This window comes from Aurantimonas sp. A2-1-M11, assembly GCF_036549475.1.
GTDB lineage: Bacteria > Pseudomonadota > Alphaproteobacteria > Rhizobiales > Rhizobiaceae > Aurantimonas.
On record NZ_JAZHLI010000089.1, the window covers coordinates 1 to 12,289 of the forward strand.

At 64.3% G+C, this 12,289-nt stretch carries 11 protein-coding genes; 5 read left to right on the forward strand and 6 right to left on the reverse strand.

What is annotated here, in order from left to right; genetic code table 11:
• Positions 1-108: 108 nt before the first annotated feature.
• From VQ042_RS22695 to VQ042_RS22705, 3 genes are all read right to left on the reverse strand, one after another.
• A complete protein-coding gene (locus tag VQ042_RS22695; protein ID WP_331822566.1) occupies positions 109-1,077 on the reverse strand; it encodes a glycosyltransferase family 2 protein in 969 nt (322 codons plus the stop codon).
• 62 nt (positions 1,078-1,139) lie between these two features.
• Positions 1,140-2,141 (reverse strand): glycosyltransferase family 2 protein, encoded by a 1,002-nt coding sequence (locus VQ042_RS22700; RefSeq protein ID WP_331822567.1) that lies wholly within the window; start codon positions 2,139-2,141, stop codon positions 1,140-1,142.
• Entirely contained in the window at positions 2,141-3,325 is a 1,185-nt protein-coding gene (locus tag VQ042_RS22705) for a glycosyltransferase family 4 protein (protein WP_331822568.1), read from the reverse strand. Before VQ042_RS22705 ends, VQ042_RS22700 begins: the two co-directional genes overlap by 1 nt.
• Before the next feature lie 265 nt (positions 3,326-3,590).
• On the opposite strand from VQ042_RS22705, the gene VQ042_RS22710 reads away from it, so the two are divergent.
• Positions 3,591-4,730 (forward strand): glycosyltransferase family 4 protein, encoded by a 1,140-nt coding sequence (locus tag VQ042_RS22710; RefSeq protein ID WP_331822569.1) that lies wholly within the window; start codon positions 3,591-3,593, stop codon positions 4,728-4,730.
• Here VQ042_RS22710 and VQ042_RS22715 read toward each other — a convergent pair.
• Positions 4,715-5,959, reverse strand: a complete 1,245-nt coding sequence (locus VQ042_RS22715) for a glycosyltransferase (protein WP_442880184.1) — start codon at positions 5,957-5,959, stop codon at positions 4,715-4,717. The genes VQ042_RS22710 and VQ042_RS22715 overlap by 16 nt on opposite strands.
• A 324-nt stretch (positions 5,960-6,283) precedes the next feature.
• On the opposite strand from VQ042_RS22715, the gene VQ042_RS22720 reads away from it, so the two are divergent.
• Positions 6,284-7,156, forward strand: coding sequence for a glycosyltransferase family 2 protein (locus VQ042_RS22720; protein WP_331822575.1), 873 nt, complete (start codon positions 6,284-6,286; stop codon positions 7,154-7,156).
• An 85-nt stretch (positions 7,157-7,241) separates the two neighbouring features.
• Positions 7,242-8,672 carry a polysaccharide biosynthesis/export family protein gene (locus tag VQ042_RS22725; protein WP_442880182.1) on the forward strand — a complete coding sequence of 477 codons (1,431 nt, stop codon included), beginning with the start codon at positions 7,242-7,244 and terminating at the stop codon, positions 8,670-8,672.
• Between the two features lie 43 nt (positions 8,673-8,715).
• On the opposite strand, the gene VQ042_RS22730 is transcribed toward VQ042_RS22725, so the two are convergent.
• Entirely contained in the window at positions 8,716-10,146 is a 1,431-nt protein-coding gene (locus VQ042_RS22730; protein WP_331822570.1) for a hypothetical protein, read from the reverse strand.
• Between the two features lie 38 nt (positions 10,147-10,184).
• Here VQ042_RS22730 and VQ042_RS22735 point away from each other — a divergent pair, with 38 nt between their 5' ends.
• Positions 10,185-10,544 carry a hypothetical protein gene (locus tag VQ042_RS22735; protein WP_331822571.1) on the forward strand — a complete coding sequence of 120 codons (360 nt, stop codon included), beginning with the start codon at positions 10,185-10,187 and terminating at the stop codon, positions 10,542-10,544.
• A 67-nt stretch (positions 10,545-10,611) separates the two neighbouring features.
• Here VQ042_RS22735 and VQ042_RS22740 read toward each other — a convergent pair whose 3' ends face one another.
• Positions 10,612-11,442 carry a sugar transferase gene (locus VQ042_RS22740; RefSeq protein WP_442880183.1) on the reverse strand — a complete coding sequence of 277 codons (831 nt, stop codon included), beginning with the start codon at positions 11,440-11,442 and terminating at the stop codon, positions 10,612-10,614.
• A 327-nt stretch (positions 11,443-11,769) separates the two neighbouring features.
• Here VQ042_RS22740 and VQ042_RS22745 point away from each other — a divergent pair, with 327 nt between their 5' ends.
• Positions 11,770-11,985, forward strand: coding sequence for a DUF6894 family protein (locus VQ042_RS22745; protein WP_331822573.1), 216 nt, complete (start codon positions 11,770-11,772; stop codon positions 11,983-11,985).
• The last annotated feature ends 304 nt before the right edge of the window (positions 11,986-12,289 follow it).

Genomic DNA, 12,289 nt, shown 5'->3' on the forward strand with positions numbered 1-12,289 from the left:
ACGATCTACCATTCGAAAATTGCTCATCGCAGAACCGGTCATATGGCTGGAGAATCAATCTCTCGATTCTAATCGATATCCCTCGCGTGCGCTAAGTCCGACAGGCTGCTAGGGCAGGAGAACGCCTCGGACGCTGTCGGCGAGGCCCCGGTCGGTCCGCGAGAGATAGCCGACGGGAGGGAGGACCATCAGGCGCTGATCCAGATGGAAGGCGAGGCGGAGGAACTCGACGCCGCCTGCGCGGCCGCGCAGGAGATCCTTAATTCCACACCAGTAGGCGCGTTCGGCGACGCTGCGCCGGCCGAGATCGTGCAGCCGGCCTGCATCTGGGAGCTTGCTGCCTTCGCGGCCGAAGAAGCTGTCGAAAGCGGCAAGCCGCTCGACGAGGTCGCGGGTGCGGGACGCGAGCAAAAAATCGAGCGTCCGGTTGTCGCCATGCATCCGCTTGATTCCAACCACCGCTTCGGTCCTCGCCACTTGTCCCAGGGAGGCAAGGCGAAGCAGCATCTCGAAATCGTCGGTATGCGGTAGTTCGCTTCGGTAGTGGCCCGCCGCCTTCTGGGCTGAGGTGCGCACCAAGACCATGCCGGCGGCGATGTAGCGGGCGGGATTGCGACAGCGCGCCTCGATGAAGGCGCCGCCAGCGCAAAGCCGCCACCGCCAGGCACTCTCAGAGAGTCCGATGTAGACCTCATCAGCCCCGCCGCCGACATGAACGTCGGTCCCGTAGGCGAAGCTGACATCCGGCTTCGACTCCATCACCGCGAGCATGCGGGGGAGGCTTCCGGGCGTCAGCGCATCGTCCGAGCACAGCACCATGAAATAGTCGGCCTCGGCCCAGTCCACCCCCTCGTTGAAGGACGCGTGGGGGCCGAGATTGACGGCATGCGCTGCGACCTGCACCCGGCTGTCCTCGTCCGCCAGCCGGCGCGCGACCTCTACGCTGTCGTCGGTCGATGCATTGTCGATGACGAGGATTCGCAGGTCCTCGATGCCCTGGTCGAGCACGCTTCTCACGCAGTCGCGCAGGAAGCGTCCGTGCTTATAGCAGGGTATCGCCACGTCGACGCTCGCCATCGCACTACCTCCCTGCAACCGCGCAACCGCCCTTCGGCGGCCGGGCTTGTCGTTCCGTCCTTTCATCGTCGCGCCGTGCCTTTAACCCAAGAGCCCAGAGCGTCGGACGCGATCTCCATCATCCGGCCGGCCGGCCGGTCCATCTGCAGCAGCCATCGCAGAGGAGGAAGATGTGCCGCTCGGGGCCGCCTCTGATGCGCAAAGCGGAGCAACTGCAGCCCCCTTGCTCGGTCGCCGCGGCAGATATGCGAGACCGCTGACCAATAGGCATGGGCGCCGAGTCCATGCTTCGCCCTGGCAAGCAATTGCGGCGCGTCGGCAAGGAAGCGGCCTTCGTTGGCGAAGAAGCTCTCGAAGGCGGCTTGTCGCTCCGTGAAGTCCCGCAGGATAACGTCCTCATAATAGATCGACATCCGGGCGTCGTGATCGCGCCGGATCGCCTGGACCGCCCTGATGCTGGCGACCCCTCCGGTGGTGGCCAGACGCAGCCACATTTCCAGATCGTCGGTATAGGGGAGCGTAGGGCGGTAATATCCGATGCTCTTCTGGGCCGCCGTGCGCCGCACCACCGTGTTGGCGCCGATATTGTTCACGGGCGTCGCGCAAAGCCGCTCGATGAATTCCGCCCCGGTCGAGGCGACCCATTCCGAACGTCCCGCCTTTCGTCGGGCCGGGCGGCCCGGCCCGCCCGGCCCCAGCCGCGCCTCGATGCCGTGGGTGAAGCCAATCTCCGGATGAGCGTCCAGCACGGCCATCGCCCGGGCGAGCGCGCCGGGCGCCAGCAGATCGTCGGCATCGAGGATGAGGAAGTAGTCCGACGCCGCCCAGTCGATGCCCTCGTTGTAGCTGAAGGTCGCCCCGCGATTGGAGGCGTGCTCCACCACATCGACCCTGCGGTCGTCGGTCTTGAGCTGGCGCGCGACGGAGAGGCTGTCGTCGGTCGAGCAATTGTCGATGATGAGGACGCGTACGTCGACGCCGGCCTGGGCGACGACGCTTCCGACGCAGTCGCGCAGGAAGCGCCCGTAGTTGTAGCAGGGGATGGCGACGTCGACGGAGGACATCAACGGACTCCCGCCAAATCTACTTTAATCATCAGCTCCAGATAGGTCTCGGCGACGCTTCGCCAGGAATAGCGTTGTGCCTTTTGGAAGCCTGCTTCGACGAGGCGCGAACGTGTCGGGGCGTCGTCCTGAAGCTGGCGGATATGGCCCGCCCAGGCATCCAGATCGTCCGGATTGGCATAGAGCGCGGCATCGCCGCAGATCTCGGGCAGGCAGGGCGAGGTCGATGCGACGACGGGGCAACCGGCCGTCATCGCCTCGACGGCCGGCAGGCCGAACCCTTCGATCCGGGACGGGAACAGGAAGCAGAGCGCGCCCGAAAGTGCCCGCTTGAAGTCGTCGTCGCTGATCCGGCCAAGGAGGCGCAGGTTGTTCGGGACTTCGGCGGCATGGCGCCGGACGAGGCCTTCGTCGACAGCCCCGGCCATCCAGAGGTCGAGGCCCATCGCGTCGAGCTTGGCCGCCAGCCGGACCATCAGCTCCGCATTCTTGTATTTCTGATCCCGCCCGAGACACAGCGCGTAAGGGCGCCCGCTTGCGACCTTCAGGTTTGACCGCGCGGCGTCCCAGCGCAACGCATGATCGCTGCCGTTGTAGGTGACGGCGATCTTGTGCCACGGCGCGACGCCGAAACGCACGAGATGATCCCGCGACAGGCCCGATACCGTGGTGATGAAGGCGACCCGTTTGCCGAGGGCCGGAAGGATGGCCCGGTGTGCCCAGCGGAAGAGCCGCCCGTAGCTCTCCGGCATGAGGCGCGTGTGGAGATCGTGGATGCAGACGATCTGACGCGTCACCGCGACCGGGGCGAGGTTGCAGAAGCTCAACAGGCCCCCGCGCACATGGCCAGGCAACTGGGCCTGGACCCAGACCTGCGGGAGCCGGGGCTTGTCGAACTCCGGGACCAGGCGGACCGGAATGGATCGAAGAGGTAGCGGCTCGGTAGCCGGGCGAGGGGCGAGGAGGTCGATCTCGAGCCGGTCCGTCAGCGGATGGCGCTCCAGGATCAGCGTATCGAGCGCGAGCGTGACCTCGCGCGCATAGCGCGCCACGCCGTTCGGCTGGAGCGCGAGGAAGTCGCCATTGATGCTCCACACGCGCTTCGGCCGACGTGCCGCGTCGTGGACGCGGGACGGCATCGGCCTGCGGACTATTCCAGTCTCCTCGACAGCCTTTCGCAGCATGGCTTGCCAGTCCAGTCGAATGTGAGAACGCGATACGAGATCCTATCGGTTCGTGGGTTGAAGGCGAGCGCCGGCGGGGCGGTACGGGGCTTAGCCCTTTGAAGTACGGAGTTCCTTCGACGCCATCCCTCCGGATAGCTGAAAGCGCCCCGCCGCCCGAATTCGTTGAGCCTGCCCGCCCTTGACTGCCGTGATAGGCAAGATGAACCGAAGTCGCGCGCGCTCTTCTCGTTTCCGATGGAGAGCCCTGTTCTGGCGAGCACCCATGCCACGGCACTGGACCATCAACGGCCGCTTTCTTGCCCAACCGATGAGCGGCGTGCAGCGCTACGCGCGGGAGATCCTCCGGGAGTTCGACCTTCTGCTGTCGGAACGAATCGACATCGCGCGCAACCTGGAGGTCGAGCTTGTTCTTCCCCCCGATGCCGGAGATGCGCCGGCACTGACCGCGATCGGGACCCGTAAGGCCGGCCGCCTCAGAGGACATGCATGGGAGCAGGCGACGCTTCCCCGCCATGTGAGGGGCGGCCTGGTGAGCCTCTGCAACACCGGACCGCTGGCGGTCGGCCGGCAGATCCTCTGCATTCACGACCTCAATACGCGGACCTTTCCGGAAAGCTATTCGAGGTCTTTCCGATGGGCCTATGGCGTGCTACTGCCGGCGCTCGGCCGCACCGTGGCGACCGTCGCCACAGTGTCGAACTATTCGGCCGGCCAGATCTCGTCCTTCGGGATCTTCCCGGAGGACAAGATCCTCGTCGCGCCAAACGGTCACGAGCATGCGGCCGGCTGGAAGCCGGCCCACTCGGCCGCGACGCTCGGTGCGGCGAGCCGCGACACGATCGTGGTGTTGGGCAGTTCCATCCCACACAAGAACGTCGCCCTGATCCTCTCCATGGCCGACCGCCTGTCCACGGCAGGCCTGCGGCTCGCTGTCGTCGGCGACCTGGACAGCCGCGTCTTCAACTCGGCGGGCATCGCTGCGCAGGCCGGAAACGTCATCCGGCTCGGCCGACTGACCGATTCCGAGCTGGCCGCGCTCCTGCGGGATAGTCTCTGCCTGGCGTTCCCGTCCTTCGTCGAGGGATTCGGCCTGCCGCCTCTCGAGGCCATGGCGCTGGGATGTCCCGTCGTCGTCTCGGACCGCGCGAGCCTCCCGGAAATCTGCGGGAACGCCGCCCTCTACGCCGCGCCCGACGATCCCGACGCCTGGTTCGAACGCCTTGTCCGCCTGCGTCACGACCCTCGACTGCGAATACAGATGATCGCGGGCGGGCGGGCGAGACTTGCGCTGTTCCGCTGGCGGTCGTCGGCGGAGCGCTACCTCGAGGTGATGGCGCGGGCAGACGGTCTATCGATGTCCGCAGCTGCGGCTAACAAGGCTGCCGACTACGCTGTTGCGTGAAGCGCCTGGACCGCCGCGACGTTCTTCAGGATCGCCTGGTCGAACCGCTGTTCGGAAAACCGAAGGGCGCTGGCGCGGCAGGCGGCCGGCCTGATCGACGACCGGTTCTGCTCGAATGTCACGACCGCTTGCCGGATCGATTCCACCGTCTGCTTGTCGAAAAGGATGCCCGTCGGATCGTCCGTCATCCCCAGGGGTCCGACGATGTCGCGTGCGCCGCCGCGTCCGAAAGCGATCAGCGGGGTGCCGCAGGCTTGCGCTTCAGCGAGCGCGATGCCGAAATCCTCGCAGCCGGCAAACACCATCGCCTTCGCGCTACCGACCGTGCGCACATAGTCGTCGCGCGGCAGGTAGCCGGCGAAGGTGATGTTGGAGCGCGCCAGGGCGCGCAGGCTCTTCGATTGTTGACCCTCGCCGACGACAACGAGGCGGCGAGCCGGCATCTCGTTAAAAGCCTGGATGACGAGATCGGTACGCTTGTAGGGCGCGAGAAAGGCGGCCGATACATAATAGTCCAGCTTGTCCTCGACGAAGTCCAACTCCTCGATCGCGATCGGCGGGTGCACCACCTCGGCCTCGCGACCGTAGATTCGCTTGATCCGCAACCCGACATAACGCGAATTGGCCAGCATCAGGTCCGGGCCATGCGCCGTGCGCGTGTCCCACATCCTCAGGTGATGCAGCATGTAGCGGTAGAGGAGGCCTTTCGGGCCGAACCGCAGATGGCCTTGCTCCAGATAGGAGAACTGCTCGTCCCAGGCGTAGCGGGGCGGGCTATGGACATAGCAGAGATGCGGCTGGTCGGGACGCGTCAGCACCCCTCGAGCGAAGGCGGCCGAGGAGGAGATGACGAGGTCGTATCCTGTAACGTCGAACTGCTCGATCAGAAACGGGCACAGGAAGAACAGGGACCGATAGTAGCGCGCGATCAGAGGCAGCCTGTTGGCAGAGGACGCGTGGAACCGGACGTCGCGGAAATAGGCTTCCTTCACGTCCGCTGGGAGGAAGTCGAACAGCGTGAAGACCTCGGCGTTGGGAAACAGCCCGCAGATGCGGGACAGCACGCGTTCCCCGCCACGAAAGTGTGGGCACCAGTCGTGAACCACGGCGATCCTGGCATTCCGGTCGATCGAACCGAAAGGCGATGCAGAGGACGATCGGCCTTGCGGTACGCCGGACCAGTACGTCGGAGCCGGCAATTGGCTGCCGGGCCAATAGAATGCGTTCATTCGAATGTCGGCCATTCCAGCTCCTGAAACTATCCCCGCGACACCACGCACGGCAGACCGGAAGCACAGAGCCTGTGCCTGGCCCTAATGGCGCACAAGCCGGCCTTGTGGAGGGCGAGGTGCCTCGCGGGTGCAGGGTGCTCTTTCGGAGGACGTAGCGGTCATACCCCTTTTGAGCCCAAAGCGCCGCCGGACTGAGTAGCGGCCGGTTGCGTCTTATTCGGTGGCTGCCCCGCCGAGCGCGAGCGCGTACCGTTCAGTGCAGCCCTTTGACGGCCGCGAGCGATGGACGGATCTTCGATGGAGAACGAGAACGGGCTGCACCTGAAACTCGCCGTGGTCGTGCCGAGTTTGGGACGCCGCGACATGGTCGGCCGCCTGGTGACCCGTCTGGAATGTCAGCACAGGCCGCCGGACGAGGTCGTGATCTCCGCTCCCGACGAGACGCATGTCGGTGTCTTCTCGGCTGGCCGCTTCCCGGTTTCCCTGGTGTTCGGACCGAAAGGGTTGTGCGCACAACGCAACTCCGCGCTTGCGCGGACGCTCGATCGGTTCGACGTCGTCACGTTCTTCGACGACGACTTCGTTCCCGCGGACAGCTATCTCCAGCGTGTGGTCGAGGCCTTCGACCAGCACGACGACTGGGCCGTGGTCATGGGCGAGGTCGTGAAGGATGGCGCGAGGACTGATGGGCTCGACTGGGCGATGGGGCTGGAGGCGCTGCGGTTGGCGGAGCTGGAACGCCCGCCTCCGTTGCGCCTGATAGATCATGTCGGCGCCTATGGCTGCAACATGTCCATCCGCTCGCGGATGGTCGGTTCGCTGCGCTTCGATGAGCGGCTGCCGCTCTATGGCTGGCAGGAGGACATCGACTTCACGAGCCAGTTGCGGCGGCGGGGCCGCGTCGTCAGCCTCAGCACGATCCGGGGCGTCCATCTCGGGCTGAAGACCGGGCGGGTCAGCGGGAAACGCTTCGGATATTCGCAGGTCGCCAACCCGGTCTATCTCATCCGCAAGGGCACGGTGCCTGCAAGCTTCGCGTTGCCGCTCATGGCGCGCAACATCGCCGCCAACATCATTCGCAGCGTCTGGTCCGAGCCCTATGTGGACCGGCGCGGCCGCCTGCGCGGAAATCTCTTGGCTCTCCGCCACCTGCTCGATGGCCGTGTCGAGCCGGAACATATTCTGGAGATCTGAAATCAGGTGAGGTGACCGATCCTGGTCACCTCGGACTGGCATCGGTTCGCAAGTGACCCTGCATTGGACAGGGCGGAGGTCAAACATGGATCTTTATCGTTGGCTCCGGAATACGGGCCACTATCCGCCGCGGATGCCCCCGAGATCGTCGCGCAAGGGAGAGCGCGCCGGCATGGCCGTCGGCGCATGGCTTCCGCGCGCCGCGACCACGACTGTGATGCTGGCGATCTCCTTGGGCGCACTCGGCTCGACGGCCGGGGCGGGCGAATACCTCCTGGGGCCCCAGGACAAGATTCGCCTCAAGATCTACGAGTGGCGCGCCTCGCGCGACGTCATCTTCGAATGGACCGCCTTGAACGATCAGTTCACGGTCGGGCAGGCGGGCTCGCTTTCGCTGCCCTTCGTCGGCGACATCGAGGCACAAGGCGTAACACCGAGCGCGCTGGGCGTTAGCATCGGCGAGCGCCTCATGCGAAACATGGGGCTCGGCCGCCAGCCCGACGTTTCTGTCGAGATCGTCCAGTTCCGGCCGTTCTACATCGTCGGGCACGTGATGGAGCCGGGCGAGTTTCCCTATCGCCCGGGCCTGACCGTGCTCCAGGCGCTGAGCATCGCGGGTGGCGCGCGCACGCGGGAGGATGGTACGGGCAGGTTCGAGCGCGAACTGATCGCCGGGCGTGGTGACGTCGACCTGATCCGGCTGGATACGATCGGCCTGATGGCGCGCAAGGCCCGGCTATTGGCGGAACTGGCAGATGCCGAGGCGATCGAGTTTCCCGAGCAGCTGACGAGCCGCGAGAAAGAGGAATCCGTCGCCCTCGCGATGGAACAGGAACGCCGGATCCTGATGACGCGCCGCCAGGCATTGATCACCCAGATCCGCACGCTCGAGGAGTTGCGGGCCTTTCTCGGCGACGAGTTTCTTGCGCTGCAGTCTCACCTTGCGTTTCAAGACAAGCAGGTCGAGCTGGTCCAGAAGGAGCTGACGGGCATTTCCTCCCTGGTCAAGCAGGGGCTTGCCGTCGCGGCGCGGGAGATCGCGCTGGAGCGCGCCCTGATGCAGAGCCAGAGCGACAGGCTGTCCGCCCAGACCAGCCTGTTGCGCGCCCGGCAGGAGATAAGCCGGACCGATCTCGCCATCCTCGAACTGCGCAATCGCGCGGCCTACGATGCGACGGTGGCGCTCCGCGAAACCCAGGCTCAGCTCGATAAGATCGCGCGCCAGGCCGAAACCGCGGTGCAATTGCTGTACGAGTCGGAGATGTCCGCCCCCGGTCTTGTCTCAGTGCGCACCCGCACGGCCCGCCGGGAGCCGACCTACACGATCGTGCGGCCCTCCGATGGCGGGACGATCGAGATACCGGCCATCGAATCGGATGCGGTCGAGCCCGGCGACACTATAAAGGTCCAGATCCCGTTCCCGGACGAACTGGACGGGCTCATCTCGCAACCTGCCACGGTGGAAGCGCCGAACGCAGGGATCGCGACGGTCAAGCTCGGTCAGCTCGAAGACTAGAAGGCGTCCTGGTCCGATTAACGTCTGCGACCGACAGCCTTGATCAGGCAGCCTCTCCGACGCTCTGTCGATAACGGTACGGCGTTGCCTCGACAGGGCGTTTGCGCAGGTCGCGCACGCGGCCTGCGCAAACGACGGCGACGGCGACGAAAAAGACGATGCCGGGGTCGGCGCTGCCGCTGATCAGCGACCCGGAAACGATCCCCGCCAGGGCACACATGCGAACGCTAGACACGACCGCGCCGATCTCCGGATCGCCGTCCGCGTTCGTGGCGTTCGACGGGCGCGCCACAATGGCGAGTAGCGCCGCCATCATGATTGCGCCCAAAAGGCCGAGCTGGGACAGAACGGCTATCGGCCAGCTGGATGCACGGGAGCTGCCGATCCCGATGCCCAGTCCGCCCGTGTCGAGGAAGGACTGTAGGCTCTTGTAGTTCCAGTAGGCGCGCTCCTGGCCGGAGGCGGAGTTGACCTTGTCGAAGACTGCACTGTCCAGAAGATTCATGAACGGGCGGAAGAAGTCGGGGTTGCGCAAGCTGATCGCCATGACGACAAGGAGGCCGACGATGAAGAGGACCACCAGCATGATCTCGGCCGAGCTGACCCGGCCGACGGCGAAGGATCGCGCGATCGAGAGCGCGACCGGAATGCACAGGATCGTCAGGCCGACATAGGCCGTGGACGAGGTGGAGAGGATCAGGAGAACCAGCAGACTCAAGGAGAGAACCAACGCGAGGCGCGAGTTGGTCTTGCGCCAGTAGGTGTAGGTGAAGGCCAGGCAGGCGAGCGAGACGCCGCCGAAGGCGGATGCTTCCGAGTAGGCGCCGGTTATGCGCGAAAACCCGGCCTCGTCAGCTTGCGTAAGCATGGCATAGTTCGCCGTCCGCAGCGGCTTCAGTATGTCGCCAAGCCCCGCGAGCTTGCTCGCCAGATCGAGAACCCCCATGGCCGTATGGAGCGAGGACCAGAGCAGGAAACCGCGGCGAATGTCCTCCAGCCCCTTTCGGTGAAGGAGGACGATGCACACGCAGAGAAAGGTCACGCCGCCAAGCGCCAGATAGCCAAGCTGGGTGATGTTTCCCGAAACCGGTTCGAGCGGCACTTCGAACACGCCTTTGAAGGTGCGTGACGGCACGAAGGCGCTCGTCTGGCCGACAAAGAGGCGAGGGAGGAGGAAAGCCCCGATCGCGGCGTAGATCATCAGGGCCCCCACCACCCATGTCGCCTGGATTCGGCCGAGCACCTTGCCGAGATCTTGCCGAAGATGCTTGCGGACCAACACCGATGCCGCAAGGAGCAGCGCGAAAACCGTATAGATGAGCGGGGAGGAACCTCCGAGTGATCCGAGCGTGACGATGCTGGTCGATCCGAACGCCAAGGAGGCGATCAGCGCCGTCAGCAGTGACCCCCGGAGAGAGAAGGCCGAGACTAGGATGACGAGGCAGACGAGGAAGCCGACGGGAGAGAGTTGCATATCATCAGGCCTCGCCACGCGCGCCCAACGTGAGCTGGATGTCGCTCGAGTGGCATGAGTCGATCATTGCGATGCCAGGCTTTGGACATATTGGTGACTCCGATGTGCTGGATCGTGTGCGCAAGCTTGCCCATGGGGGCTTGGGGGAGAAGGCGGTGTTCTGGTGCTTTGCGGCAGCAAATGCCTTTGGCATCCTGATCGGGGTCCGCTTTCGCGCGCCTGCCTTAATCGTCGCGACCTTGTCGATCGCGATCCTCTGTGTCGTTGCTAACGCCTTCGAGGTCTTCTCAGAAGCGATCACGCTGACCTCCACGCTGCTGCTCGTTCTGACTATGCATCTCGGCTTCCTCATCGGGCTCTGCCTGCCGGTGCTCTGGCGGAAATGGGCCGACCGCTGAAGTGCGCCGGCGCCGAATCCTGTCGTCGGGCCCGGCTGTGCGACCGGGCGTTAACCGACGCGGGCGTTCAACATGTCTCATCGAATCGGGCGACCGCGAAGATTGTGCGGAAAAGGATCGCGAGATCGCTTCGGACGCACCAGGTCCTCACATACTGGCCGTCGAGTTCGACGCGGCGCGCGAAGTCGACCGTGTTCCTGCCGTTGACCTGCCAGAGCCCGGTCAAGCCGGGGCGCGTCCGCAGGTAGTCTCTCGCAACTTCGCCGTAGCGCTCCAGTTCGTCAGCGACGATAGGCCTCGGGCCGACGCAGCTCATCTCGCCGCGCAGGACGTTGAAAAGCTGCGGAAGTTCATCGAGGCTCGCCTTGCGGAGGATATGCCCGAAAAGGGTCACTCGCGGATCGCGTCTGAGTTTCCTATTCGCCAGCCACTCAGCCTCGGCTTCCGGATTGCTTTGCAGGTAGACGCTGAGGGCACCCTCCGGATCGGCGCACATCGTGCGAAACTTGTAGCAATTGAAAGGCCTGCCGTCGAAGCCGATGCGGCGATGGACGAAGAGCACGGTTCCGCCTTGCCCCCAGATCAGGACTGCAATCAGGACCATCAAAGGAGAAATTAGAACGAGCGCCGTGGCGGCGATGACGACATCCATCCAGCGCTTTGGCAGGCCGCCGACCGGGCGAAAAGGCTCGATGCGGTAGCAAAGGTCATTGTCGTTCGCCGCGCTGGCGGTTCCGCCTTCCCCAGGTTCGGCGAGCAGTGTCGTATCGGACCCCTCGAGATCCGGGAGCGCAAGGAATTCAGCCGCCCTTATTTCGATGGGCGACGCAGTTGTCGCCGGCGAAGTCAGAAGGGCGCCGAGATTGAACCGGCCGATATCCGAGCGGGAGATTGTCATGGGCCTTCGCAACCGTGGAACCAGGCCGCATCTTCGCCGCGCGGGAGCTTCCCGGACAAGGAGAGCAAAAGGAGTAATCTACCGGGGGTACCCTCACCTCCAAAGACTTACGTGCCGTTCAATCACCCGCTTTCGGCTGGATTGCCCGAGATCAAATTGCGGTGAAACAGATGTGCTTCGAGAACTTTCTGGGTCCTAGAGGCAACGGAGCTTTCAAAGTATAAATCTGCCGAACGATTGACGCATTCACACATTTTTAGGCCGGACCATCAACCGTGCAACGGCAATGTCGCTAACGGACTCGATATCGGCTTTGAGGAGCGCCGCATGCCTCGCTATTTCTTTCACCTTGAGCGAGGGGGGGTTAAAATACCGGATGTAACCGGATGCGAGGCCGTCAGCGATCTGGTGATAATCGAGGTTCTCGGCGAGATCCTCATGGAATATGCAGAAGAATTGGTTCTATGCGGCATAACTGGGCAAGATTGGAATCTGTCAGTCGTCGATCATTCAGGACGGCTATTGGCCCGGGTGGAAATCTAACAGTGTGCTGAAATAATCGACGCGCCGGATTGTTGTTCTTCCAATTAAGTGAAGGCGCCGGGCGCTCGGCTATAAATGGCCTGCGATTATCGCGCCTTGGGCAGTCACCTTCCGCCTCATGCCTCCAGCAACCGAGGCAGTCGGGCAAATTATTGGCGGCCATCGTCAGGGTGAAGCGGGATAGGACCCGCTCGACGCCGCGAAGGCGGTCTGGTGTTGCGCGACAACCATCCTGACCGGTTGCGACAAGCATGATGGCCGCTGCCGCGGCTCGAAGGACGGGCGTAGCCCGGCCGGAGAGCCG

Excerpts from the sequence above, each read along its gene's own strand:
- VQ042_RS22695 (WP_331822566.1), bottom strand. The coding sequence starts at position 1,077 with ATGGCGAGCGTCGACGTGGCGATACCCTGCTATAAGCACGGACGCTTC.
- VQ042_RS22700 (WP_331822567.1), bottom strand. The coding sequence starts at position 2,141 with ATGTCCTCCGTCGACGTCGCCATCCCCTGCTACAACTACGGGCGCTTC.
- VQ042_RS22705 (WP_331822568.1), bottom strand. The coding sequence starts at position 3,325 with ATGCTGCGAAAGGCTGTCGAGGAGACTGGAATAGTCCGCAGGCCGATG.
- VQ042_RS22710 (WP_331822569.1), top strand. The coding sequence starts at position 3,591 with ATGCCACGGCACTGGACCATCAACGGCCGCTTTCTTGCCCAACCGATG.
- VQ042_RS22715 (WP_442880184.1), bottom strand. The coding sequence starts at position 5,959 with ATGAACGCATTCTATTGGCCCGGCAGCCAATTGCCGGCTCCGACGTAC.
- VQ042_RS22725 (WP_442880182.1), top strand. The coding sequence starts at position 7,242 with ATGGATCTTTATCGTTGGCTCCGGAATACGGGCCACTATCCGCCGCGG.
- VQ042_RS22730 (WP_331822570.1), bottom strand. The coding sequence starts at position 10,146 with ATGCAACTCTCTCCCGTCGGCTTCCTCGTCTGCCTCGTCATCCTAGTC.
- VQ042_RS22735 (WP_331822571.1), top strand. The coding sequence starts at position 10,185 with ATGTCGCTCGAGTGGCATGAGTCGATCATTGCGATGCCAGGCTTTGGA.
- VQ042_RS22740 (WP_442880183.1), bottom strand. The coding sequence starts at position 11,442 with ATGACAATCTCCCGCTCGGATATCGGCCGGTTCAATCTCGGCGCCCTT.
- VQ042_RS22745 (WP_331822573.1), top strand. The coding sequence starts at position 11,770 with ATGCCTCGCTATTTCTTTCACCTTGAGCGAGGGGGGGTTAAAATACCG.